Genomic DNA, 23,241 nt, shown 5'->3' on the forward strand with positions numbered 1-23,241 from the left:
AGTTTAGTTGATTGCTAGTTGATACTATTAATATAGTGTAATCCTTTTTCTGAAATCAGATGTTTAAATGTTGTATAGGGAATACGTAATTCAGTATTTCCTTCAGCATAAGATTTGATTTCGTATACGTTGTAGTAAAACAGGATGTCATTTTTTTCAAAAGTGAAGTTATCGGCCAAAGAAAATTTACCGTCTTCAAAAAAGTACTTTCCATTTAGGGAATCATCAGCATTTAATCCTTCTTGCTTACGGAAGTATTGCTCGGCGATTTGAACGAATTTATTTTTGTTCTCTTCCTGAATGATATCATTGATTGTAATTGCACTGTTAGATTGACGATCAAAATTGGAGTACAGCGTGAAATGGTCCCCATGCGCTCCACCAGTATATTCCTCTTGTTTGGTTCTTACACCCAAGAAAACAGGCGTATTGACGATCACATCAATCTGTAGATCCCGACTCCAGGTTGATGTAGATTTGCCATTATTGTCTTCCACATATTCGTTGTATGAATTTATAAAGCGATGTGCTGCATCTGCCATGCTTGTGTCGCCTTCAAGATGAACGATACTTGATATGAGGGTATTGATTTTATTTTCTTGGAAAATCGGGTATTTTGCGCGAAAATAAGTTGTGTCCAAGCGATCATCTTCTTTTAGAAAATAATTGCTATGCTCATCGATGATTTTTTGACTATAGGAAAGTGTGTCTGTGGGCTGTTTCGCTATAGCGGCCTTTTTGTGGTCACTGCAAGCGGACAGAACGCAGCTAATAAATAATACTATTAAAAAAAAGTAAAATCGCATTGAATTGATGATTCTCGTTATTTAATACGTGATTGACACATTAATCCATTCGGCATCGAAGTTTGCTTTATATTTTTCATAAAACTTTATAGCTGGCTCATTCCAATCGAGGACCTGCCACACCATGCCATGAAATCCACACTGTTTGCCGTAAGCTAAAGTTTTATCAAAAAGCAGCTTGCCTATCCCTAAACCTCGCATTCTTTCGGTAACAATTAGATCTTCCAAATAAAGTCTTCTGCCTTTCCACGTTGAATATCGAACATAATATAATGAAATTCCGACAATTTCGCCATCCACTTCGGCAACAAATGCACCCCAAACGGGATTCTTTCCAAATCCTGCATCTTTAAATTCTTCAAGCGACACGGTGACCTCGTCCGGTGCTTTTTCAAAAATAGCCAATTCTTTAATTAGCTCGAGCATTTGGGTGCAATCACTTTCAATTGCCTCTCGTATCGTTGTTTTAATCATTGTTTTTGAAGTGTTTGATTACTCTTTTGCCAAATATTGTGCTTCCAATCCGCACCATTGTCGAACCTTCTTCAATCGCTAACTTATAGTCTGAAGACATTCCCATGGATAGGATATTAAAATACTCTTCCTTCCGGTAGAAACTTACCTTAATTCCATCGAATAACATTTTTAACTCATAAAATTCGGCTTTAATGACTTTTTCATTATCTGTATTGGATGCGATGCCCATTAAGCCACAGATCCGAATATTTTTTAATTCGAGAAACTCGTCGTCGCGAAGAAGTTCGATTAGTTCAGCATGGTCGAAACCAAATTTTGTTTCTTCTTCTGCAATATATACTTGTAACAAACAGTCGATTGTACGTTGCGCTTTCTGCGCATGTTTGTTAATCTCTTTTAATAATTTTAATGAATCAACTGACGCAATTAAGCTGATGAATGGTGCAATATATTTAACCTTATTAGTTTGAAGGTGACCAATCATATGCCATTGAATATCTTTAGGTAAAAGTGCTGCTTTTTCAACTAATTCTTGAACATGATTTTCACCAAATATACGCTGTCCTGCCTCATAGGCTTCCATAATGTCCGAATTGGATTTTGTTTTTGAAACTGCTACAAGTTGTACCCCAACAGCCTCGGTTTCCAATCTTAACGCTTCTAAATTACGAGCAATACTCATTTCCGATATAGTTTTGATGATGTAAAAAGCGCCAAATGTCGGTGCTTTTTGTAAATTTGTACAAAACTACGAAATGCTACGATTAATACTGAATCTACTTGCAGTCATTTTTTTATTTGGTTCTTGTATCGGAACTGGAAGGAAAGATATTATCTCCAAAAGTAAGTTTGTGGATGCATTGACCGAAATCCAACTGACAGACTCCTATCTCAATATTTTACCCATTGATAGTGCACGTAAAGTGATGTTGCCTTTGTATCAAGTGACGTTTGATAAATATGGATTGGATTCGGTTTCTTTTCGAAAGAACTTAGACTATTATGGTAAGGATGCTGAAGTGATGTCTGCGATTTATAAAAAAGTGGAGGATAATTTAACGAAGGAAAATAAGATTTACGCCGATATAGAACGAAAAAAACAAGATTCAATTCTAACGCGCGATTCAATCCAGAATATGCGTATTCAAGATAGCACCAATCGCGTTATGCGTGCACAACAGTCTTATCAGGAACGAATTGCAGCACTTATACATTATTTGCCAAATAAGACGAAATTCAACTTTAGAGAAGCTTCTTCCTTGTTTAATACAAGCTTTCAAACAAAGACTGGTATAAGCATGAATGGCTATCTCATGAACCAATTGTCGGTCGGTAATTCAAATTTACCAATTGAATCGCCTTCTCCACAGAAAGATACGGTTTCCCAACTGAAAACACCTGGTACTTCAGTCAAGGATACTCTTGTGATACAAAACCATGTGGAGCCACAATTACCAACAAGTGAATTGGAAAAAAGACCAATTCTTACACCGCCACGGCACATTAAGCCGCCGACGGAACTTTAACCATCAAAGAATATAATTTTTATGGTATATCCAATAAATGCAATTGATAAACTCGGGTTTTCCGAGATAAAAGATAAAATAAAACAAAAATGCCTAAGCGAGTCTGGGCGTGAGCTAGTTGAAAAAATTCAACCTCAAACCCGGTTTGACCAAATCGACCGATTTCTAAGACAGACCAGCGAGTTTAAGGATCTTCTAATGAATGATGGCGCATTTCCTGTTGAAAATTTCTTTCCGCTTAGATCCATTATCGAGAAAGCTCGAGTCGAGGGCGCGTTCTTACTCGAGGATGAATTTTTTCGGGTATTACTATCCCTCAAGACTGTTTACGCTATTATCCGTTATTTTAATGAGCGGGAAGGTCTCTATCCCAATTTAGAGGTATTGTTTGAGCATTTACCGATCGAGAAGGGGATTATTCGCGATATCGAAATGGTCATTGACGAGCGTGGAAAGCTTAAAAATAATGCTTCCCGATTACTGTTGGAAATAACCCAACAAATTCAACGGGCAGAACAGGAGGCCCTAAAACGTATCAATAGTATCTTTAAGAGCGCACAGGACAGCGGATGGACAGCGGATGGGAATCTGACGATACGGGATGGAAGGCTCTGTATTCCTATTCTTGCGGAAAATAAAAGAAAGCTCAAAGGTTTGATTCATGATGAGTCCGCTACGGGACAAACTGCTTATATAGAGCCTGAAGAAGTATTTCAGTTAAATAATAAAATTAGGGACCTAGAGTTTGAACGTAGGCGTGAGGTAATCCGTATTTTAGTCGAACTAACGGACAAGGTCCGGCCACATATTCCGCTCTTGCTTTCCTATCACAGCCTATTAACCAAAGTAGATTTTGTGCGAGCGAAAGCACTTTTTGCCTTGGATATTGAGGCAGAAATGCCTGAATTATCAAAGGAGGCTGAAATTAATTTGGTCAATGGTCGACATCCGCTTCTATTGCTGAATCAGCATCATACTGTTGTTCCTTTAAACATTCAAATTGATCATATTCAACGTATTATTGTTGTATCGGGTCCTAATGCCGGCGGAAAATCGGTATGTATGAAAACGGTTGGTCTTTTGCAAATCATGGTGCAATCGGGCTTATTAATACCAGCGGAACCGACAAGTAAAGTCGGTGTTTTTAAGCAGCTATTTGCAGATATAGGCGATGATCAATCTATTGAAAGTGATTTGAGTACCTACAGTGCACATCTGTCCAAAATGAAATATTTTACGGAATTTGCAAATGGACGTACTTTGGTACTGATCGATGAGTTTGGAACCGGTACCGACCCTTTGTTTGGCGGACCTATTGCTGAGGCTGTATTGGAATCCCTTAACAAAAAACAAATCAGGGGAGTTGTGACCACCCACTATTCAAATCTCAAAGTTTTTGCCAGCAATACGACAGGTCTGGAAAATGCTTCAATGTTATTTGATAATCGCGAAATGAAACCGATGTATATCCTACAAATTGGTAAGCCAGGAAGCTCTTATGCTTTCGAAATCGCGCAGAAAATAGGATTAGGTAAGGATATTTTGGAATCTGCTAAAAGTAAAATTGGTGTTCAACAGAAGAAGGTAGATACATTATTGATCGATCTTGAGCGAGAAAAGAAAGAGGTGTTTGATACAAAGGTTGCTATTAATAAGCGCGAGAAGGAACTGGAGTCGATTAAATCGGAGTATTTGGAATTACAAAGTTATTTGGAAGAAAATAAGCGCGTAATTTTGAAAAAGGCGAAAGAGGAAGCGCAACAGATTATTAAAAGTTCGAATAAGTTAATCGAAAATACGGTAGCGCAGATCAAATCTGCAAAAGCGGATAAAGAGAAAACGCGTGAGTTGCGCAGCAATTTGGATCAGGCACTTCAAGCTGTTCTTCCCAAAGAGCAAAAACCGGCGAAGCAAATCGTCAAAGAGAAAACGCCTGAAGCCACCGAATTAAATATTGGGGATTGGGTACAGATTATAGATAATGGTGCTGAAGCGCAGATTGTCGAAATTGCAAAGAATAACCTTATTCTTGCCATGGGGGAACTTCGCACTGTTCAAAAGCGAAAGAATGTGATTAAACTTGAAGGGCGGGAAGGGAAGAAGTCTGCAAAAAGTCTATCAAGATCATTATCTTCTGGTAGTGTAGCTGACTTCAAGCCAGAACTTGATTTAAGAGGCATGCGCACAGAAGACGCACTGCATGAATTAGAACGTGTTTTGGATCGGGCCGTCATGATAGGTTATCCGTCCTTAAAAATTATTCATGGTAAAGGTGATGGTATTTTGCGCAAATTTATTCGCGATTACCTTCGTAAATATAGTCATGTAAGCCGTTTTGAGGACGAACATCAAGATCGTGGGGGCGATGGTATAACTTACGCTTATCTATAGTCTTAATTTCATGGAGCTGAGCATGTTCGAAACTCCGTGTTTCATCTTTCTGTAAAGTTCGGTATGGAGAATATCATTAACTTTTTGACTAGTGAGCCTTTGTTAAACGCTCTCACTTCAATTCTGTGTGGGAGTTTAATTGGTTTTGAACGTGAGTATAGGAATAAATCTGCTGGATTTCGGACGGTAGTGCTTATTTGTTTCGGTTCGGCGATGTTTACTATTGTTTCCTGTTTGTTTATTGGCAATAGTACTGATCGCGTTGCTGCAAATATTGTGACTGGTATAGGCTTTATTGGTGCTGGTGTGATCTTTAAAGGCAAACTATCGGTTAGTGGTCTCACAACAGCAGCCGTTATTTGGGCGACAGCTGGTATTGGCATGTTTGCCGGATTGGGGCAACTGGTTTATGCGATTTCCTTTGCTGTTTTTATGGTGGTAATACTCGCGCTTTTTCAGCGGATCGAAATTCTTTTGGCTCGTTATTACCTAGTCCGTTCTCTACACGTAAAGTTTAGTTCCAATGAGTTTTATCACTTACATGAGTTTGAACAATTGGCATTGGATTTTAAGATTAAAGCTACCAGGCGTGTTATTGAAAAGATTAGTGGTAAGTTAGAAGTAATGTATGATATTTCTGGGAAAATGACCGATTTAGATCGTTTTAACCAACAATTGGCAGGTTCATTAGTTATAGATGAGTTTTATTATAACAAATAAACACATCTATAACTAACCTCATTGTAGCTTAAGTCGTTTCTTTACCTCCGAAAGTAATCAAAACCATACCTGAAATGATGACAAACATACCCAGTACCTGCTGCCAGCTCAATGAACTTTTAAAATATAGCGCCATCGCCAATTGGACAGTCAGAAATGTGCCACCAGAACATAAGGCTATTACGATAGGTTGAGAGACGTTCTTAAATAACTGCACAAGAAACCAACTTGCTGATAAAAGAATAATGTTTCCTATAATTAAAGTTGTCCATTTATACTTTGGATGTATCCCGCCAAGTTTAAACAGGATAGATGAAATAATTTGACAGGCCCAAAATGCCACAAAATATATATAGTTCAGCATGGATTTTTTATTCGTATCTACTATAAGCACTATTAAAAGATTGGCGCATCAATGCGAATTGATCGATCACACTCTTCAGAAATTCTTCGTCAAGTAAATCAAAGACCCCATTTACACCGCCAATTATATCCATTTCTGCAATTTTATAGGATTGTTCTAAGTTTCCTTGTTCAAATTTTATAATGAATTTTTGATTCATACCAAAGATTGAAATCTTGCAATCGGGATGGGGGAGTTCAGCTATTAATCTCATGTAAATTTCGTGTTTTTTAAAATTAGCATAAAAGTATAAAAAAACGCCCAAATGCAATGCATTTGAGCGCTCAGGATTATGATATGATTAGAAAAAGGCGTGTTATACGATACCTTGTGCTTTCATCGCGTTAGCGACTTTTATAAAACCACCAATATTGGCACCTTTCAAATAATTAACGAATCCACTGTCTTGGCCATATTTCAAGCAAGTTTCGTGAATGCTTTCCATAATGGTTTTTAAGCGATTGTCAACTTCTTCTGTACACCATTGTGTACGGATTGAGTTTTGAGACATTTCCAAGCCGCTGACTGCAACACCACCAGCATTCGCAGCTTTGCCAGGTGCAAAACTGATTTTTGCATCTAGAAAAACTTTAATAGCTTCTGCAGTAGAAGGCATATTTGCACCCTCAGCTACGCAGATACAACCATTTGCTACAAGCGCTTTAGCATCCGATTCTTCTAATTCATTTTGTGTTGCACATGGCAGAGCGATATCACATTTAAATTGCCATGGCTTTTGACCAGGTAAGAATTTGGCGTTTGGATAGCGAGCAGGATATTGATCGAGGTTTCTTCCCAAAGTAGCCCCAAATGCCATTTTTTCAGCATTAAAACCATCAGGATCGTAAAGTGTGCCCAAGCTATTTGATACAGTAATTACTTTGGCGCCAAGTTGAACAGCCTTTTCAACAGCGTAAAAGGCTACGTTGCCAGCACCAGATACTGTAGCTACCTTACCTTGTAAAGATTTTCCTTGATATCTGAATATGCAGTCAACAAAATATAGGAGCCCATAGCCGGTAGCTTCAGGACGAATATATGATCCACCCCATAATTCACCTTTGCCCGTTAGAACGCCTGTAAAATTGTTTTGAAGTCGTTTAAATTGACCGAATAAAAAGCCTATTTCGCGGCCTCCAACGCCGATATCTCCTGCAGGAACATCTGTATCTGCGCCAATATGACGATAAAGTTCTGTCATAAAGCTTTGGCAAAAACGCATAATTTCATTATCTGATTTACCTTTAGGGTCAAAATCAGAACCTCCTTTACCACCACCAATTGGTAGTCCTGTTAAGCTATTTTTAAATACTTGTTCAAAAGCGAGGAATTTTAAAATACTTTGGTTGACAGAAGGGGCGAAGCGAAGGCCACCTTTATATGGACCGATTGAACTGTTCATTTGAACACGATAACCACGATTTACCTGTACTTGGTGATTATCATCCAACCAAGTTACGCGAAAAGATATAATACGTTCAGGTTCAGTAAGTCTTTCAAGAATTTTTTGGTCGAAAAATTCAGGATGATTTTCAGTAATATAAGGAAATAAATCCTCAGTAACTTCTTTTACAGCTTGTAAGAATTCTGGTTCATTTGGATTGCGTTTCTCAACGATTGAAATGAACTCGTTAAAGTTTTTTGACATGTTTTAATTAGTAAAATTTCCCTTTGGCTGGCACTAATTTATATAATTTTTAATAAAAAACCAATATTTGTTAATTATTTACAATTATTGGTCTTTTTTAATGAAATTTCATATTTTTTTAAAATTATTTAAAACAGACTAATCAATAGCGAAATGAAGGCATAATGACCATTTAACAGTATTTTATTCGAAATTAAATCTAAAAGATAGAATCATTTTCGTTTTTAACAAAATAGCTATGAATACTCATTACAATTGATGAATATTTAATGTTTAGCTTTTTTTTCTGACTATTTGATAAATGTAGATGACCCCTATTTTCTTTATATATTTGGTATTTATAATTTATATTATGTTAAATAGTAAATATCGGAGTGTGCCCTCTCTATACAGTTGATCTTTAAGCTTGGTTCTTTAAAATAGATTCTGTGGTGTATAAGTTCAACTTCATAAAAAAAAGGAACCCAAACAATGCCTGAGTTCCTTGAATAATATTTAGGTTGAATATTTACGTTTAAAAAAATATTAATCGATTGCCTGAATCATTAAAGCACCAACGGTTAGATTTGTCCGTGGATCAATAACAATCGCTTGAGAATTTGCCGGATTTTCCTGCTGTAGATCAAATACTAGATTCTCAGCGGACTTAATGGCTATTCGACCAATATCATTTAGTTTGATTGGATCATTATATATTTTTTCCTGTGTATTGATATCAAATTTGTATAACACATCTACAATCTTAACCTTGGTTAATTTACTGTGGCTTTGGACAAGATAAACTTGCGCAGTATCCAAAGGTTTATTGTCGAACCAACATAAGTTTGCTTGAATATTGCGCTCAAACTTTGGCGGCTGTTCTACACTTGCAATGGTATCGCCGCGACTAATGTCGACATCGTCACTGAGGTGTACAATGACAGATTGTCCGTTTTCAGCCCGTTGAAGTTGTTGCCCGTTTAATTCAATCGCTTGAATTGTGCTATATGTTTCTGCTGGATAAACAATAACCTGGTCACCAACCGTCAGCCCCTCTCCTAGTACTCGGCCTGCATAGCCTCTATAGTCGTGTAAATCATCGGTTTGTGGTCTTACAACCCATTGGACGGGAAACCTCCAACTGGCTGCTTCCTGTTCGTGAATTTCTACATTTTCCAGGTAATCCAATAAAGATTCGCCTGCATACCAGCTCATTCTTTCTGACTTATGGACAATATTGTCTCCTTTTAAGGCTGAAACAGGTATGCAATCAATATCCTTAAGTCCGAGATTGTTAGCTAAAGTTAAATAATCAGCCTTGATCTGTTCGAAAACAGAAGCGCTATAATCGACCATATCCATCTTGTTTATGCAGACCAAGACTTGTTTCATGGCCAATAATTTGGCTATGAAAGAATGACGTTTTGTTTGCTCTATTACGCCTTTGCGTGCATCAACCAGAATGATTATGAGATCTGAATTGGAAGCTCCAGTTACCATGTTTCTGGTGTATTGGATATGTCCTGGAGCATCGGCTATAATATATTTTCGGTGTTCAGTCTGGAAATATTTATAGGCTACATCAATTGTTATGCCTTGTTCACGTTCAGCTTTAAGTCCATCAGTCAATATGGCCAAGTCTACCGTCCCATCGTCATTTTTCCGGTTGGCACGCTGTATAGCTTCCAATTGGTCGTCCAAAATGGAGTTTGTATCATATAGTAATCGGCCAATCAAGGTACTTTTACCATCATCTACAGAACCGGCCGTTATAAATTTCAATATATTCATTGTTGTCAATATCAGGTATTTGATTTGAATTAAAAGTATCCTTGTTTTTTACGTTCTTCCATGGCTGCTTCCGATACCTTATCGTCCATTCTAGCGCCACGTTCACTTACCGTTGAGGCCTTGATTTCGGCGATAATATCATCTAACTCCGTTGCTGTTGAATCTACAGCTGCTGTACAAGTCATGTCGCCTACAGTTCTGAAACGTACAGATTTGCGTTCTATGATATCATCTGCATCGATATTTAAGAATGAGGCAGCAGCCATCAGTTGCCCATTGCGGGTAATAACATCCCGTTCATGGCTGAAATAAATCGATGGCAATGCAATCTGTTCACGTTTAATATAGTTCCAAACATCGAGCTCGGTCCAGTTTGAAATAGGAAACACCCGTACATTTTCGCCTTTGTTTATTTTGCCATTAAAGATGCTCCACAGCTCAGGTCTTTGGCGTTTCGGATCCCATTGTCCAAATTCATCACGCACGGAGAAGATTCTTTCCTTAGCACGCGCTTTTTCTTCGTCCCGACGTGCGCCACCGATACAGGCATCAAAACCATGTTTTGCGATTGTATCGAGTAAGGTAACTGTTTGCAAGGCGTTCCGACTTGCATTTTTTCCTTTTTGCTCAACGACTTTTCCTTGATCAATGCTGTCTTGAACATAACCAACGATGAGTTTTTCTCCTATGTCTTCAATCAATGAATCCCTGAACGTAATTGTCTCGGGAAAATTGTGACCAGTGTCAATATGAACTAGTGGAAAAGGAAATTTACCAGGTCTAAATGCTTTTTTTGCTAGGTGAACAAGTGTAATGGAGTCCTTACCACCAGAGAATAATAGCGCTGGTTTTTCAAATTGTCCGGCTACCTCCCTTAAAATATATATTGCTTCCGCTTCTAAATGATCTAAATAGTCCATTCTCTGAAATAATAAAATTTGATTTTAATGAATTTGGGTTTCTACTTCGCTATTTTATGATTTAACGGCGTGCAAACCACATTCTTTTTTACTTTGATCTTCCCACCACCATCTACCAGCGCGGAAGTCCTCTCCTTCTTGTATTGCTCTTGTACAAGGTTGACAACCGATACTTGGGAAACCCTTGTCGTGTAGCACATTGTACGGGATATATTGCTCTTTACAATAATTTTTAACTTCCTCAAAAGTCCAGTCAAATAAAGGATGGATTTTGATGATTTGGTTCGTTTCATCGTATTCGATAAAGTCCATGTCGTGGCGATTGATGGATTGATCTGATCGGATGCCCGTTACCCAAATTTTTTTCCCTTTAATCGCGCGTTGTAAAGGTTCAATTTTCCTTATCCTACAACATTCCTTCCGATTCTCAACCGACTCATAAAAGGAGTTTGGACCTTTTCTGCTGATAAAATCTTCCAACAATGTTGTATCCGCAGTATATGTTTTAATACGCAACTGATAACGCTCCAAGGTGCGGCTCCACAGGGAATAGGTTTCTTTGAACAGTCTTCCAGTATCCAGTGTGAATATGTCGATATTAATATTATTTTTACCGATCCATTCCGTGATTACTTGATCCTCAATACCGAAAGAGGTTGAAAAAACTACCTCATTAGGAAATAGTGAGGCTATTGTTTGTAAGAGCTCCACTCCTTTTTTTTCGCCAATAATTTCTTTAATTTCCTTAACGTTCATAACGTAATATATTTTTGGTATGCTCGTTCAACTGCTTTACTTTGTATTCAAAATCTCCTCGAAGCTGCTCTCGATAAGCACTCATGAGTGATAGTGTTTCGTCAATTTCCTCCGGTAACAAGTCATTTAATAGTTCCTTCACCCTTTTGGCAATCGTCGGTGATTTGCCATTGGTGGAAATAGCTATTTTCAAGTCGCCTTTCTTTACGATGGACCCCAGGTAGAAGTCGCATAATTCGGGTTTGTCCGCGGCATTAAACAGTATGTTATTTTGCCCTGTTAAATTACGCAGCTGCTCGTTGAGCTCCATGTTATTGGTTGCTGCAATAACAAGTTGTTTGTCCGTAAGGTCGTCTGGTCTAAACGGACGCATGTGGAGCTGAATTTGTGTGTAATTTTGTAATAGCTCCTTAAATTCCGGGATGATTTCCCGAGTCACAATGGTCAGTTTTAATCCCTCATCATTGGAAATTAAAGCTTGAAATTTTTCCAATGCAACTTTCCCGCCTCCAACAAGTAAGGTGTCAATTTGATTCAATTTGACGAATATTGGAAATAGCTGGTTCATATCTATAAAGCTAAAGCTTTTTCTTTAATGTGTTGGAATGAACGATGCTTGGCAACGACCTCGCCGATTACAATAATCGCTGGGACACCGACCCTTTTCTCTGTTGATTCGTCAAGAATATTATCGATAGTACCTAGTACAACTTTTTCATTGGGCAATGAACCATTTTGAATCAAGGCTATTGGTAAATTATGAAGATTTCTTTGGCGGTAGATTTCCACGATCTCTGCCAATTTTCCGTATCCCATCAAGACAACGACAGTGGCCTTGGATTCTGCCGCCAGATAAAGATCTGTTGAAAGTGAACCGTCCGATTTGGAGCCTGTGATGACCCAAAAGCTCTCACTGATTCCCCGGTAAGTTAATGGAAGTTGCTGTAGTCCGGTAAGTCCAATTGCGGAGGAAATACCTGGCACAACGGTAGTTTCAATACCATATTGCTGTACGAAGTCAATTTCTTCGCCACCACGGCCAAAAACAAAGGGATCACCACCTTTTAGACGTACAACATGGCCATAGTTTAAGGCATAATCCACCAAAAGGCGATTGATTTCATCCTGTGAAGTAGAGAGTTGTTCGGCTCGTTTTCCAACATATATTTTGATGCATTCAGCCTGTGCATAATCCAGTAGTTCATCATTCACCAAGGCGTCGTATAAAATGACATCTGCTTTTTCTATTGCTTTGATGCCTTTTAGGCTGATCAGATCCGGATCACCAGGGCCTGCTCCTACCAATGTTACTTTTGCTTTTATTGACATACCTATTCCCTCCTATACCAATACTGGTTTTAAATTTTTCCGTTGATAGACTTCATTGATAAACTTCGTTGCTTCCTGAAGGTAGTTGATTGCAAAATGCTCCGTTGGTTCATTTTTACTAATCTGTAGAACTAATTCTGGAAACGTTTGTTCAAAATTATATTCACCTGTTTCCACGAAATGTGTTTGGAATTCGTTGATTACAATATTTTGCGTGCTGGCGCTAATCCCTTTATCCAATAGTAGGGCTTTTGCTGCTTGTACAAAGGCATTATAAGCATGATAAATCGCATCCGAGAATTTGGATTCCCGAAATGTTTCATTTGCCCATTGTAATTTCTCTTCCGCCTCATAGATCAACGTAGCAACCAAGTCAATCACCACGCCTGCACACTCGCCAACTCCGATTGCCGTTTGGAAAGTTCCTTCATGTCCCCAGTCGACAAATTCGTCCTCAGCAAGATTGGTCAAATCCGATAGAGGCTTTAAAAGATTATAAAAGTAATTTTTACTTTGTCTGTCGTAGTAAGCATGGAAGTTTTCATTTGCTTCCGCATTTTTTTTATAATCATTCAGCACCCATTCTACAACATGCAAGACTCTTTTTGTCGGCACTTTAATAATACGCTCTGCAACACGTCCTTCACCATTACCAATTGTCCCGCCGCCAAGCATAACTTGGGCTGCAGGGACCACTTTGCCCTCCGCTTTAACCGAACTACCATGAAAGCCGATATGTGCCAGACCATGTTGGCCACAAGAATTCATACAACCCGAAATTTTGATTTTTAAATCCCGATTAAAGACAAAATCCTGATGAAATTCGGCGATATAAGATTCGATAACCCGCGCCATTTCAGTACTGTTTGAAATGCCTAGATTACAGGTATCCGTACCAGGGCAAGTTGTTACATCAGCAGTACTATCAAAACCTACCTGCGCTAGATCCAACGATTTAAGTAGTTGATAAATATGTGGCAGTGACTTTTCTGTTGCGTATTTTAGCAGTAGGCTTTGGTTTTGTGTGATACGGATATCGTCCGCGACCAAATCCTTCAGACCTGCAACCAACGCGCGTGCTTTATCTGTACCTATATCACCGGTGGATACCCGCACATAGACACCGTAATATCCTTTTTGTTTTTGTTCGAATGTATTGGTGCCCTTCCAAACTTGATAGTTTAGATCACTATCTAGGTTAATAGTTGATAGCTGATTGTCGTCCGGTGGTATTGGCTGTTCGATTTTGGTTCGGTCGATCGGATAGCTTTTCACCTTCGTGGCGATTTTCTCGGCTTCAATTAAACTTAGCACTTCCTCTAACCCTAGTTTCTGAATAAGGTATTTGAATCGAGCTTTATTTCGGTTATTTCTTTCACCATAACGATCAAAGACACGAAGTGTCGCTTCGATATAAGGGATCAATTCATCCTCTGGTAGAAACTCGCTTGTTACTGATGCTAAAAAAGGCTGAGATCCCAATCCCCCACCCAATAACACTTTAAAACCACGAACTTCCACACCATCAACAATTTTTAGTTTTGGAATAAAACCAAGGTCATGAATATAGGAAAACGCAGTGTCTTCATCACTGGCAGAAAATGACATTTTGAATTTTCGTCCCATTTCCGCACATACTGGATTGCGCAAAAAATATTCAAAGGTCGCCTGAGCATATGGCGAAACATCAAATGGCTCCTTTGGATCGATTCCCGAACTTGGAGAAGCGGTGACATTACGGACTGTATTTCCACAAGCTTCGCGTAATGTAATATCGTCTTCAGCCAATTTGGACCAAAGTTCTGGTGTACGGTCAAGACTAACGTAATGAATCTGTATATCTTGACGTGTGGTCAGGTGCAGATTACGGCTTGCGTATTCGTCTGATATTGCTGCAATTTTGTTCAATTGCTTAAACGTAACCTTTCCAAACGGAAGCTTTATACGAACCATTTGAACTCCAGGTTGTCTTTGTCCATATACCCCCCTAGCCAAACGCAACGATCTAAATTTTTCGTCGGCAATTTTGCCCTCGTGGAACAATCGAATCTTTTTTTCAAGTTCGATAATTTCCTTCTCCACGATAGGATTTTCTAATTCTGTGCGGAAGCTTTGCATATAACAAATAAAATCTATTGATTTAGTATTCTTTTCTCGATGTCAAATGTAAAAATATTTTTTTAATATTCTATAATATCTACCAAATTAATATATATTTGCCCTATAAAATTTAATATATAAAACCTGTAGACTTTTAGGTGTAATGATGAGAAAGTTTTTTATAATCTTGATTTTAAGCTATGTAATCGTATTTAAAATGACTTCCTGTGCGCCAAAAGTCAAAAATGGTTATAATAAGGAACATGGTTTTGAAGGTAATATTTCTTTGTCCGGTGCCTTTGCCCTTTATCCTTTAGCTGTAGTTTGGAGTGAAGATTTTAAAAAAATACACCCTAATGTTCGTTTCAATATTTCAGCGGGAGGTGCTGGAAAAGGAATCGCCGATGTTCTGACAGGTATGGTTGATATTGGAATGGTGTCGAGAGACCTACACGAGCAGGAAATAAAAAAAGGGGCTGTTCCAGTTATTGTTGCTAAAGACGCTGTTATCTGTACGATTAATCCCGGTAACCCTAATTATTCCGCTATTTTGAAGCGTGGTCTGAGCCGCGAAGAATTGCTGAATATTTTTGTAAATAGAAAGTTTAAGACCTGGAAAGAAATTGATCCTCAGTTTACGGCGGATCCTATCAACGTTTATGTACGTTCGGATGCTGCCGGAGCAGCTGAAACATGGGCTAAATTTTTTGGTCATAAGCAGGAGGATCTGCAAGGTATTGGCATTTTTGGTGACCCTGGGATTGCTCAGGCCATTAAAGATGATACTCACGGGATTGGATTCAATAACATTAACTACGTCTATAATCTGAAAACCAATAACGTGTTTGATCGTATTGCGGTTGTTCCTTTGGATCTCAATAAAAATGGGCACATTGAGGATGATGAGCAGTTTTATGGCACTCTATCTAATTTGACAGAGGCCGTCGCTACAGGAAAATACCCAGCTCCACCCTCAAGAGAGCTAACTTTTGTAACGCGCAATAAGACCGAATCCCTTCTGTTGAAGGAGTTTATTTCTTTTGTGCTCCAGAAACAGGCGCAATCGCAACTCCTTGAGAATGGTTATGTCCCACTAAATGAAACATTGATAAAAGAAGAACTTAATAAGTTATAGCATGCTAAATACTCGTCTCGTTAAAGATTCTCTGGTCAAGCGATCCACCTTGCTCCTGCTACTGATTTCACTTTCAGTTGTGGTGATTATTGCGATTGGTTTAACTATAAAATCGATTCCGTTATTTGAATACAGTAATATCTTTCAACTGTTGACCGACAAGGTTTGGTCACCAATGAAAGGATCGTTTGGCTTTTTGCCTTTTATTGCAGGTACGCTTGCTGTTACCTTGATTTCTCTTGTTATTGCGATTCCGCTTTGTATAATGACTGCGGTTTATTTGACTGAATATGCTTCGGATGCTTTAAAAAATATGATGTTTCCGTTGGTCAATATTTTAGCAGCGATACCCCCGGTTCTCTATGGTGTTTGGGGGGTATTGTTTATTGTACCTTTAATTCAGCTGTATATCGCTCCCATCTTTGGGGTTGTTACATCGGGATATTCAGTGCTTGCCGGTGGAATTGTATTGGCAGTGATGATCTTTCCCATTATGATTTCCATTATGGTAGAGGTGCTTCAAACGATACCTTATGAGCTAAAAGCGGCTTCGCTATCATTAGGTGCAACAAAATGGGATACCATTAAGCATGTTATTCTGAAGAAGGCTAGACCTGGCATTGTTGCTGCAATTGTTTTGTCAACATCGAGGGCATTTGGTGAAACAATAGCGGTGTTGATGGTCTGCGGCAACGTTGCAAAGGTCCCTACTTCGATATTTGATGCCGGATATCCAATTCCAGCATTAATAGCCAATAATTTCGGGGAAATGATGTCAATTCCACTTTATGAATCTGCGTTAATGTTCTCTGCGTTGTTGCTGTTTGTGATCATATTTGTTTTTAATTTAATATCTCGTCTTATATTGAGACGACTGGAAGGAGCTCAGCATGGATAATACGAAAAGACGGTTATTGAGTGAAAAAGTAGCGAAAGGTTTTATGCATCTCTCTGGGATAACCGTGACTGCTTCCTTGTTTTTTATCGTAGGAACTATCTTGTATAAAGGGCTTCCTTATCTCAGTTGGGAGATGGTTAGCCAGTTGCCAAAAGGTGGATTTTATATTGGAAAAGAAGGTGGGATTTTGAACGCAATCTTGGGCTCCCTCTATCTAGCAGGTGTAGCGACAGCCTTGTCCGCAATTATAGGTATTCCGATTTCGCTGTACCTCAACGTTTATTTGGGGGCGAAATCAAAAGTGACACAGCTTGCTAAATTGTTGTTTGATGTCTTGTATGGTGTTCCTTCTATTGTTTATGGAGCGGTTGGTTTTGGTATTATGGTTTATTTAGGTATTCGAGCATCGTTATTGGGGGGAATTATTACAGTGACACTGTTAACCATTCCAATTGTGGTTCGCACGGTTGATGAATTGATAAAAACAATTCCTGACGATTTAAAGAATGTCACTCTTTCCCTTGGGACCACACGCTGGGAATTGGCTAAGGTCATGCTAAGAAGCATCCGATCAGGGCTTCTTACCGCGATTCTGCTGGCTTTTGGGCGTGCTATTGGTGATGTTGCGGGCGTTTTATTGACAACAGGTTTTAGTGACAATCTTCCAAAATATATTGATGAACCAGCGGCAACGTTGCCATTGTCCATTTTTTTTCAGCTAAGTAGTCCTATTCCTGAAGTTCAGGGGCGCGCTTATGCTTCAGCTTTAGTTTTAACAATCATTATTTTAATTATTGTAGTATGCACTCATATCCTTCAATCGAAACAAAAAAATCGTCGATAATAAGTCCTTTGAGCAATCCCCACATTGAAATCAAGGATCTTAATGTCTATATTGACGGCCGACATATACTTAAAAATATTAATCTCGCCCTTCCTAACAATAGTGTAACTTCGATTATTGGTCCTTCAGGTTGCGGAAAGACGACGCTTTTAAAGACACTCAATAGATTAGTAGATGATACCAAGGGGGTTGAAATAACGGGATCTGTACTTGTTAATGGTGAGGATATTTATGGTAGAAATGCTGAAGTAACACATATCCGTAAGAAAATGGGACTTTTATCCCAAAAACCTTATCCTTTACCAATGTCGATCTATGATAATGTGGCTTACGGTCCTCGCATACATGGTACTCGAAGCAAAAAGGAGTTGGACAGAATTGTGGAAACGCAATTGCGAAATGTGGCGTTATGGGACGAAGTCAAGGACCGTCTCGGACATTCGGCTAGCGGATTGTCCATCGGTCAGCAGCAAAGGCTTTGTCTTGCAAGAGGTTTGGCTGTAGAACCTGAGATTATACTTGGAGATGAATCGACATCAGCGTTAGATCCGCTTTCAACTGCTAAAATTGAGGAATTACTAATTGAATTGAAGAAAGATTATACCATCGTATTGGTAACGCATATTTTACGGCAGGCAAGACGGGTGTCTGACTATATTCTGTTTGTCTATGGTGGAGAAATTCTTGAGTTTGGACCGACGGAACAGGTTTTATTGAATCCGCAGAATGAAATCACAAAACAGTATGTAAAAGGATTTATTTCCTAGAAGCTTAAGAAACATCGACACTGGATTAGGTTTATGAGAAAGCAATAAGGATTGGCTGATAAAAAGAATAAGCCAAAGGCTTAATTTCTACTGTGGGATATCTTCCCTATAATTGTGAAGACGATTGCTTTGTTGGGATAAACATTAGCAAAATCAGCATATGACCGATATTGTTTCCATCAAATCAGTCCGTAACTTCGTTTAAGAAATTATGCGGGAGCATTCAGGTTTAAAATAGGAATACTCCCGCCTTTATTTTATCATGGTATCAGATAGACTCTATTTCCTACTTCAGGTGGAATAAATCATCAACGCCAAGTATCTTCTTGGAAGTAAATCCTTCGGCATATTTCGCTTGGATATATCGTCCAAATTCTCGGGCTCTGGCAGCAGTTGATTCCATGAAATCCGGATTGGAAATGTAGGTTTGTGGTTCATCAGGATTTACGTTTTCTCCTGTGTAAAATTGAGTTTTATAGGCTAAAACGGATTTTTCTTTAACATGGTAATAATGTGTTATATCGATAACAACATCTGGTTTTATATAATAATCCTGTACAAATTGCAGTACCAATCGGGGGCGGTGGGCCTCCTGAGGAACATTGTCCTGATCAAAAGTTTCCACTCTTCTCAAGCCAGCAAGAAAGCAAGCTTCACTGACCATCTGCCCCGCTCTTCCATGGTCCGGGTGGCGGTCTGTGATGGCATTTGTAATAATAATTTCGGGTTGATATTTGCGGATAGCTCTTATTACTGCCATTTTCTCTCTTTCGGCATTTTCAAAAAAACCATCTCTTAAGCCCAGGTTCTCTCTAGCTGCCAGTCCTAGGATTTCGGCAGCATCTTTTGCTTCCTGAGCCCTGGTTTCTGCTGTGCCGCGTGTGCCAAGCTCGCCTTGAGTCAAATCAACAATTCCAACCTTTTTTCCTTCAGCAACATATTTTGCCATTACTCCACCTGCGCCTAATTCAGCATCATCAGGATGTACAGCAATGATAAGTAGATCTAATTTTAACATATGATATCTCTCTTTTTATTTGGCTCTTCAATGACAAATCATTCCATTTAATCAACGAACAATTTTACTGAGATGCTATAGACAGCTTCAATATACTATTGTTCCTGAGTCGATATACGATTAGATTGACGTTGTGAAAGCCGCGGCAAAGGTAAGCAGTTTATGGGTTACTCTTGTAAAAGACGCTCGATATTGCGGCAAATTTTACTTGATAATGGCGAAGTAGTCGGATAATAGAAATCAATGACCTCTCCTTTTTTGTTTATCAGGTATTTGTGAAAATTCCAAGATGGTTTACTGTTAATATGTCCATTCTGATCTTTGCTTGAAAGAAAACTGTATAAGGGTGTTGTGTATTCGCCGATAACATGGCTACGCTTAAAAATAGGGAAACTCACCTGTTGATTGATCCGGCAGAATGTCTCTAGTGTACCACCGGTTAATGGTTCCTGGTTACGAAAATTATTTGCCGGAAATGCCAGGATTTCGAAACCTTGGTCTTTATATCTTTGGTAGAGTTTTTCGAGGGATTTAAATTGTCTGGTAAAGAGGCATTGACTAGCAGTATTGACGATGAGTAAAACTTTACCTTCAAAATCAGCGAGAGATTTTTTTTTACCATTAAACTGAAGTGCGTCAAAGTCGTATACTGTTTTCATCTGGTTTTAGTTTGATTGGTCACATGACAGGTTGGGGTCTCGATTTCTCAAATTCCCTAATGATATTTTCAATGGCAAAGTCTTCTTTTGGGTCATAAGTTGACTTTAGGTTGTGACCGAATATTTTCGCGACTCCCTGATAAAAAAAAGCGGAAATCCCACCCTTCATTTCCTTTACCATTTCATAGCCGGTATGTCCCGTATAACGATCGATCAATTTAATGAGTATTTTGCCTTGTGAAATAGTCATATTTTTGATTTCTCGGTCAAACATCTGTTTTACGTCACTTTCACATTTTTCAACCAATGCTTTATGTTCCTTCTTGTCCGAAGTCAGCGCTAGGTCTCTGTCAAGTTGATCATATCTTTTTTGCGCATAGATAGCATAAGGAAGAACCTTGAGGACATTTCTTCTAAAGCGGAGATATTCTCTTCGTGCTTCTTCACTTGACCAGGTCCTTTTGGCCACAACAGTGACCTGTGGAATCGGAAACCAGGGTAATACCTCTCCGTTTGCCAAGGTTGTTGTCATATAACTGTTTACGGTCTCCTGTGCCCCCTCTCCATACAAAGGAAGAGTGAGTGATTGAGACTGCGCCCATCCGGACAGAGTCGCTGTGAGGAATAGCAAACAAAATAATATTGTCTTCATTTGGGCAATTATATAACGCTTTTTAATTTGTCAATGCTATAATATTTTGGTAGATTTATTACAAAATAGTTAGCTTGAAAATTAGTATTCAAGAATACAATAACTAAATTACACAAATTTACTCAAAAAACATCATTTACCTGCAACGTTTATGAAAGATTATGTGATTGATATTGAAGCAGAAAACAAAGAGATAAGGAAACGTTACCGTGCATTGTTACGCGCCTGTAAACCAACTTTACAACGCGGGGACAAGCAAGAGATCCGCAAGGCATTTGATTTGGCGTTGGATAGTCATAAAGAGATGCGACGTAAATCAGGGGAGCCTTACATCTATCACCCAATTGCTGTTGCCCAAATTGCTGCTGAAGAGATTGGCTTAGGGACGACATCTATTGTATGCGCGTTGCTCCATGATGTAGTTGAAGATACCAATGTTACTCTGGATGAAATTGAAGAAATGTTTGGTAAGAAAGTTCGCCGAATTATCGATGGGCTTACCAAAATTTCAGGAATTTTCGATCCAAACAGCTCCATGCAAGCGGAGAACTTTAGAAAAATGTTGCTCACATTGGCCGACGATGTTCGTGTGATTCTCATTAAATTGGCAGATAGGCTCCACAATATGCGCACCATGGAATTTATGGCCAGGGATAAGCAGCTGAAAATTGCGTCGGAGACAAGCTACCTTTATGCGCCATTAGCACATCGTCTTGGGCTATATGCGATAAAATCCGAATTGGAAGATCTCTCGATGAAATTTACTGATCCGGATACCTATAAATTTATCGCTAGAAAACTGAATGAGAAAAAAGCTGAGCGTGAAAAATTTATAGGCGATTTTATTGGTCCAATCAAAGAGATATTGGAGGAACAGGGTATTAAGGCGTCCGTATTTGGGCGACCTAAATCAATCCATTCTATTTGGAATAAGATGCGAAAAAAATCGATTCCTTTTGAGGAGGTTTATGATTTGTTTGCTATACGTATTGTAATAGATGCTGTGGATGAGAAAGAAAAGACCGAATGTTGGAAAGTTTATTCTATTGTCACTGATTTGTACCGTCCTAACCCCGACCGTCTTCGGGATTGGATCTCCTCTCCGAAAGGAAATGGGTATGAGTCCTTACACACTACGGTGATGGGGCCTAAAGGGCAATGGGTAGAAGTTCAGATTCGAACCAAACGGATGAATGAAATTGCCGAAAAAGGGTTTGCAGCACATTGGAAGTACAAAGAATCAAATTCAGATTCTGGCTTGGATCAATGGATCAAAAAGGTACGTGACGTCTTAAGCAGTCCCGATCAGAATGCGATGGATTTTGTGGACGATTTTAAGATGAATCTCTTCTCCGATGAGATTTTTATATTCACCCCCAAAGGAACACTGATTCAACTCCCAAACAATGCCACTGCTTTAGATTTTGCCTTTGAGATTCACTCTGATATCGGTGCAAGTTGTATTGGCGCCAAAGTAAATCACAAACTTGTTCCTTTAAGCCATATTTTGCAAAATGGGGATCAGGTAGAGATTATTACATCAAGCAAGCAATCACCTAAAGAGGATTGGTTGAATTTTGTTGTGACTGCGAAAGCCAAATCCAAAATCAGATCTTCTCTAAAAGAAGAAAAGAGAAGAGTAGCGGAAGATGGGAAAGAAATTTTGGAACGTAAGTTGAAATCGTTAAAAGTTACTTACAATACGGATAATATTAACAAAATTGCCAACTTTTTAAAATATCCCAGTTCGCAGGACCTTTTCTATAATGTTGCCAAGGGCATTGTTGATATCAGGCAACTGAGAGAATATGTTGCGCATGAGAAAGCGGTTGAAATTAATGTAAGTTCTTCATCAGGAAATCAATTTAATACCCATATAGGTGGGCTAGTTGAAAAGATAAATAAGAAGGAATTCGACACGATCTTGATCGGCGATGATATGCAAAAGGTTGATTATACTTTAGCACCCTGTTGTAATCCTATTCCTGGTGATGATGTCTTCGGTTTTTTGACAGTTAATGATGGTATAAAAATTCACCGTACGAGCTGTCCAAATGCCTCCAAGCTGATGGCAAATTATGGCTATAGAATTTTAAAAGCACGCTGGGCTTCTACAAAGGATTCTGCATTTTTGACAGGTTTACATATCGTTGGCATAGATGATGTAGGATTAGTAAATAAACTTACAACTGTTATTTCTCAAGAATTTGCTGTTAATATTCGATCCTTATCAATTTCAAGTAACGAAGGTATTTTTGATGGTAATATTATGGTGTATGTAAATGATACTGCTCAGCTTGAAAGTTTGATGAGAAATTTAAAGCAAGTCAGGGGGATAACAGGTGTCAATCGATATGAATCGGAAAATTAGTAGCCAACCGTTGGATTGAAAATTACGCTAAGGCGACTACTATTAAGCACT

General features: G+C 38.7%; 23 protein-coding genes. 8 read left to right on the forward strand and 15 right to left on the reverse strand.

Annotated features, from left to right (window positions below; genetic code table 11):
* Positions 1 to 14: 14 nt before the first annotated feature.
* From BGP15_RS11300 to BGP15_RS11310, 3 genes are read right to left on the reverse strand one after another with little or no spacing between them, the layout of a single operon-like run.
* Positions 15 to 806, reverse strand: coding sequence for a DUF3298 and DUF4163 domain-containing protein (locus BGP15_RS11300; protein ID WP_070564193.1), 792 nt, complete (start codon positions 804 to 806; stop codon positions 15 to 17).
* 21 nt (positions 807 to 827) lie between these two features.
* Complete coding sequence (locus BGP15_RS11305) at positions 828 to 1,280, reverse strand: GNAT family N-acetyltransferase (protein WP_046673395.1); 453 nt, start codon at positions 1,278 to 1,280, stop codon at positions 828 to 830.
* Positions 1,273 to 1,965: a YggS family pyridoxal phosphate-dependent enzyme gene (locus BGP15_RS11310; RefSeq protein WP_070564188.1), complete on the reverse strand. Its 693-nt coding sequence runs from the start codon at positions 1,963 to 1,965 to the stop codon at positions 1,273 to 1,275. Before BGP15_RS11310 ends, BGP15_RS11305 begins: the two co-directional genes overlap by 8 nt.
* A 73-nt stretch (positions 1,966 to 2,038) precedes the next feature.
* Between BGP15_RS11310 and BGP15_RS11315 the strand changes: the two genes are divergently transcribed.
* From BGP15_RS11315 to BGP15_RS11325, 3 genes are all read left to right on the forward strand, one after another.
* Entirely contained in the window at positions 2,039 to 2,809 is a 771-nt protein-coding gene (locus BGP15_RS11315) for a DUF4296 domain-containing protein (RefSeq protein WP_286769564.1), read from the forward strand.
* Positions 2,810 to 2,830: 21 nt separating this feature from the next.
* Positions 2,831 to 5,200, forward strand: a complete 2,370-nt coding sequence (locus BGP15_RS11320) for an endonuclease MutS2 (protein ID WP_286769565.1) — start codon at positions 2,831 to 2,833, stop codon at positions 5,198 to 5,200.
* 63 nt (positions 5,201 to 5,263) lie between these two features.
* Entirely contained in the window at positions 5,264 to 5,920 is a 657-nt protein-coding gene (locus BGP15_RS11325; protein WP_112374139.1) for an MgtC/SapB family protein, read from the forward strand.
* Between the two features lie 28 nt (positions 5,921 to 5,948).
* Here BGP15_RS11325 and BGP15_RS11330 read toward each other — a convergent pair whose 3' ends face one another.
* The 9 genes from BGP15_RS11330 to BGP15_RS11370 form a co-directional block, all read right to left on the reverse strand.
* Positions 5,949 to 6,284 carry a hypothetical protein gene (locus tag BGP15_RS11330; RefSeq protein WP_231585243.1) on the reverse strand — a complete coding sequence of 112 codons (336 nt, stop codon included), beginning with the start codon at positions 6,282 to 6,284 and terminating at the stop codon, positions 5,949 to 5,951.
* A gap of 7 nt (positions 6,285 to 6,291) precedes the next feature.
* On the reverse strand, positions 6,292 to 6,537 hold the full coding sequence (locus BGP15_RS11335; RefSeq protein ID WP_046673390.1) for a hypothetical protein: 246 nt from the start codon (positions 6,535 to 6,537) through the stop codon (positions 6,292 to 6,294).
* Positions 6,538 to 6,639: 102 nt separating this feature from the next.
* Positions 6,640 to 7,971 (reverse strand): NADP-specific glutamate dehydrogenase, encoded by a 1,332-nt coding sequence (gdhA, locus tag BGP15_RS11340; protein WP_070564173.1) that lies wholly within the window; start codon positions 7,969 to 7,971, stop codon positions 6,640 to 6,642.
* A 525-nt stretch (positions 7,972 to 8,496) separates the two neighbouring features.
* Positions 8,497 to 9,741 carry a sulfate adenylyltransferase subunit 1 gene (locus BGP15_RS11345; RefSeq protein ID WP_286769566.1) on the reverse strand — a complete coding sequence of 415 codons (1,245 nt, stop codon included), beginning with the start codon at positions 9,739 to 9,741 and terminating at the stop codon, positions 8,497 to 8,499.
* 29 nt (positions 9,742 to 9,770) lie between these two features.
* A complete protein-coding gene (gene cysD / locus BGP15_RS11350) occupies positions 9,771 to 10,661 on the reverse strand; it encodes a sulfate adenylyltransferase subunit CysD (RefSeq protein WP_070564167.1) in 891 nt (296 codons plus the stop codon).
* 54 nt (positions 10,662 to 10,715) lie between these two features.
* On the reverse strand, positions 10,716 to 11,417 hold the full coding sequence (locus BGP15_RS11355) for a phosphoadenylyl-sulfate reductase (RefSeq protein WP_070564164.1): 702 nt from the start codon (positions 11,415 to 11,417) through the stop codon (positions 10,716 to 10,718).
* The gene (locus tag BGP15_RS11360; RefSeq protein WP_070564161.1) at positions 11,407 to 11,985 is read right to left on the reverse strand and encodes a precorrin-2 dehydrogenase/sirohydrochlorin ferrochelatase family protein; all 579 of its coding nucleotides are present in this window, start codon (positions 11,983 to 11,985) and stop codon (positions 11,407 to 11,409) included. The genes BGP15_RS11355 and BGP15_RS11360 overlap by 11 nt, the downstream gene beginning before the upstream one ends.
* A 2-nt stretch (positions 11,986 to 11,987) precedes the next feature.
* Entirely contained in the window at positions 11,988 to 12,746 is a 759-nt protein-coding gene (gene cobA / locus BGP15_RS11365; RefSeq protein WP_286769567.1) for a uroporphyrinogen-III C-methyltransferase, read from the reverse strand.
* Positions 12,747 to 12,758: 12 nt separating this feature from the next.
* The gene (locus BGP15_RS11370; protein WP_112374135.1) at positions 12,759 to 14,864 is read right to left on the reverse strand and encodes a ferredoxin-like domain-containing protein; all 2,106 of its coding nucleotides are present in this window, start codon (positions 14,862 to 14,864) and stop codon (positions 12,759 to 12,761) included.
* A 145-nt stretch (positions 14,865 to 15,009) separates the two neighbouring features.
* Here BGP15_RS11370 and BGP15_RS11375 point away from each other — a divergent pair, with 145 nt between their 5' ends.
* Genes BGP15_RS11375 through BGP15_RS11390 form a run of 4 tightly spaced genes read left to right on the forward strand, consistent with a single transcriptional unit; the run spans position 15,010 to position 18,490 of the window.
* The gene (locus BGP15_RS11375) at positions 15,010 to 15,981 is read left to right on the forward strand and encodes a PstS family phosphate ABC transporter substrate-binding protein (protein WP_286769568.1); all 972 of its coding nucleotides are present in this window, start codon (positions 15,010 to 15,012) and stop codon (positions 15,979 to 15,981) included.
* A 1-nt stretch (position 15,982) separates the two neighbouring features.
* Positions 15,983 to 16,879 carry a phosphate ABC transporter permease subunit PstC gene (gene pstC / locus BGP15_RS11380; protein WP_286769569.1) on the forward strand — a complete coding sequence of 299 codons (897 nt, stop codon included), beginning with the start codon at positions 15,983 to 15,985 and terminating at the stop codon, positions 16,877 to 16,879.
* Positions 16,872 to 17,723: a PstA family ABC transporter permease gene (locus BGP15_RS11385; protein WP_046673380.1), complete on the forward strand. Its 852-nt coding sequence runs from the start codon at positions 16,872 to 16,874 to the stop codon at positions 17,721 to 17,723. Before pstC ends, BGP15_RS11385 begins: the two co-directional genes overlap by 8 nt.
* Positions 17,724 to 17,731: 8 nt before the next feature.
* A complete protein-coding gene (locus BGP15_RS11390; RefSeq protein WP_236560198.1) occupies positions 17,732 to 18,490 on the forward strand; it encodes a phosphate ABC transporter ATP-binding protein in 759 nt (252 codons plus the stop codon).
* Between the two features lie 286 nt (positions 18,491 to 18,776).
* Here the strand turns inward: BGP15_RS11390 and bshB1 are convergent, their stop codons facing one another.
* The 3 genes from bshB1 to BGP15_RS11405 form a co-directional block, all read right to left on the reverse strand.
* On the reverse strand, positions 18,777 to 19,508 hold the full coding sequence (gene bshB1, locus BGP15_RS11395) for a bacillithiol biosynthesis deacetylase BshB1 (RefSeq protein ID WP_286769570.1): 732 nt from the start codon (positions 19,506 to 19,508) through the stop codon (positions 18,777 to 18,779).
* 167 nt (positions 19,509 to 19,675) lie between these two features.
* Positions 19,676 to 20,167 carry a glutathione peroxidase gene (locus BGP15_RS11400; RefSeq protein WP_070564142.1) on the reverse strand — a complete coding sequence of 164 codons (492 nt, stop codon included), beginning with the start codon at positions 20,165 to 20,167 and terminating at the stop codon, positions 19,676 to 19,678.
* Between the two features lie 19 nt (positions 20,168 to 20,186).
* Complete coding sequence (locus BGP15_RS11405) at positions 20,187 to 20,819, reverse strand: DUF4294 domain-containing protein (RefSeq protein ID WP_070564139.1); 633 nt, start codon at positions 20,817 to 20,819, stop codon at positions 20,187 to 20,189.
* A 151-nt stretch (positions 20,820 to 20,970) separates the two neighbouring features.
* Between BGP15_RS11405 and BGP15_RS11410 the strand changes: the two genes are divergently transcribed.
* Positions 20,971 to 23,190, forward strand: coding sequence for a RelA/SpoT family protein (locus tag BGP15_RS11410; protein ID WP_070564136.1), 2,220 nt, complete (start codon positions 20,971 to 20,973; stop codon positions 23,188 to 23,190).
* Positions 23,191 to 23,241 lie beyond the last annotated feature (51 nt).

It is taken from the genome of Sphingobacterium sp. 40-24, from assembly GCF_001899705.1.
Taxonomy (GTDB): Bacteria; Bacteroidota; Bacteroidia; order Sphingobacteriales; family Sphingobacteriaceae; genus Sphingobacterium; species Sphingobacterium multivorum.

Excerpts from the sequence above, each read along its gene's own strand:
- BGP15_RS11300 (WP_070564193.1), bottom strand. The coding sequence starts at position 806 with ATGCGATTTTACTTTTTTTTAATAGTATTATTTATTAGCTGCGTTCTG.
- BGP15_RS11305 (WP_046673395.1), bottom strand. The coding sequence starts at position 1,280 with ATGATTAAAACAACGATACGAGAGGCAATTGAAAGTGATTGCACCCAA.
- BGP15_RS11310 (WP_070564188.1), bottom strand. The coding sequence starts at position 1,965 with ATGAGTATTGCTCGTAATTTAGAAGCGTTAAGATTGGAAACCGAGGCT.
- BGP15_RS11315 (WP_286769564.1), top strand. The coding sequence starts at position 2,039 with ATGCTACGATTAATACTGAATCTACTTGCAGTCATTTTTTTATTTGGT.
- BGP15_RS11320 (WP_286769565.1), top strand. The coding sequence starts at position 2,831 with ATGGTATATCCAATAAATGCAATTGATAAACTCGGGTTTTCCGAGATA.
- BGP15_RS11325 (WP_112374139.1), top strand. The coding sequence starts at position 5,264 with ATGGAGAATATCATTAACTTTTTGACTAGTGAGCCTTTGTTAAACGCT.
- BGP15_RS11330 (WP_231585243.1), bottom strand. The coding sequence starts at position 6,284 with ATGCTGAACTATATATATTTTGTGGCATTTTGGGCCTGTCAAATTATT.
- BGP15_RS11335 (WP_046673390.1), bottom strand. The coding sequence starts at position 6,537 with ATGAGATTAATAGCTGAACTCCCCCATCCCGATTGCAAGATTTCAATC.
- gdhA (WP_070564173.1), bottom strand. The coding sequence starts at position 7,971 with ATGTCAAAAAACTTTAACGAGTTCATTTCAATCGTTGAGAAACGCAAT.
- BGP15_RS11345 (WP_286769566.1), bottom strand. The coding sequence starts at position 9,741 with ATGAATATATTGAAATTTATAACGGCCGGTTCTGTAGATGATGGTAAA.
- cysD (WP_070564167.1), bottom strand. The coding sequence starts at position 10,661 with ATGGACTATTTAGATCATTTAGAAGCGGAAGCAATATATATTTTAAGG.
- BGP15_RS11355 (WP_070564164.1), bottom strand. The coding sequence starts at position 11,417 with ATGAACGTTAAGGAAATTAAAGAAATTATTGGCGAAAAAAAAGGAGTG.
- BGP15_RS11360 (WP_070564161.1), bottom strand. The coding sequence starts at position 11,985 with ATGAACCAGCTATTTCCAATATTCGTCAAATTGAATCAAATTGACACC.
- cobA (WP_286769567.1), bottom strand. The coding sequence starts at position 12,746 with ATGTCAATAAAAGCAAAAGTAACATTGGTAGGAGCAGGCCCTGGTGAT.
- BGP15_RS11370 (WP_112374135.1), bottom strand. The coding sequence starts at position 14,864 with ATGCAAAGCTTCCGCACAGAATTAGAAAATCCTATCGTGGAGAAGGAA.
- BGP15_RS11375 (WP_286769568.1), top strand. The coding sequence starts at position 15,010 with ATGATGAGAAAGTTTTTTATAATCTTGATTTTAAGCTATGTAATCGTA.
- pstC (WP_286769569.1), top strand. The coding sequence starts at position 15,983 with ATGCTAAATACTCGTCTCGTTAAAGATTCTCTGGTCAAGCGATCCACC.
- BGP15_RS11385 (WP_046673380.1), top strand. The coding sequence starts at position 16,872 with ATGGATAATACGAAAAGACGGTTATTGAGTGAAAAAGTAGCGAAAGGT.
- bshB1 (WP_286769570.1), bottom strand. The coding sequence starts at position 19,508 with ATGTTAAAATTAGATCTACTTATCATTGCTGTACATCCTGATGATGCT.
- BGP15_RS11400 (WP_070564142.1), bottom strand. The coding sequence starts at position 20,167 with ATGAAAACAGTATACGACTTTGACGCACTTCAGTTTAATGGTAAAAAA.
- BGP15_RS11405 (WP_070564139.1), bottom strand. The coding sequence starts at position 20,819 with ATGAAGACAATATTATTTTGTTTGCTATTCCTCACAGCGACTCTGTCC.
- BGP15_RS11410 (WP_070564136.1), top strand. The coding sequence starts at position 20,971 with ATGAAAGATTATGTGATTGATATTGAAGCAGAAAACAAAGAGATAAGG.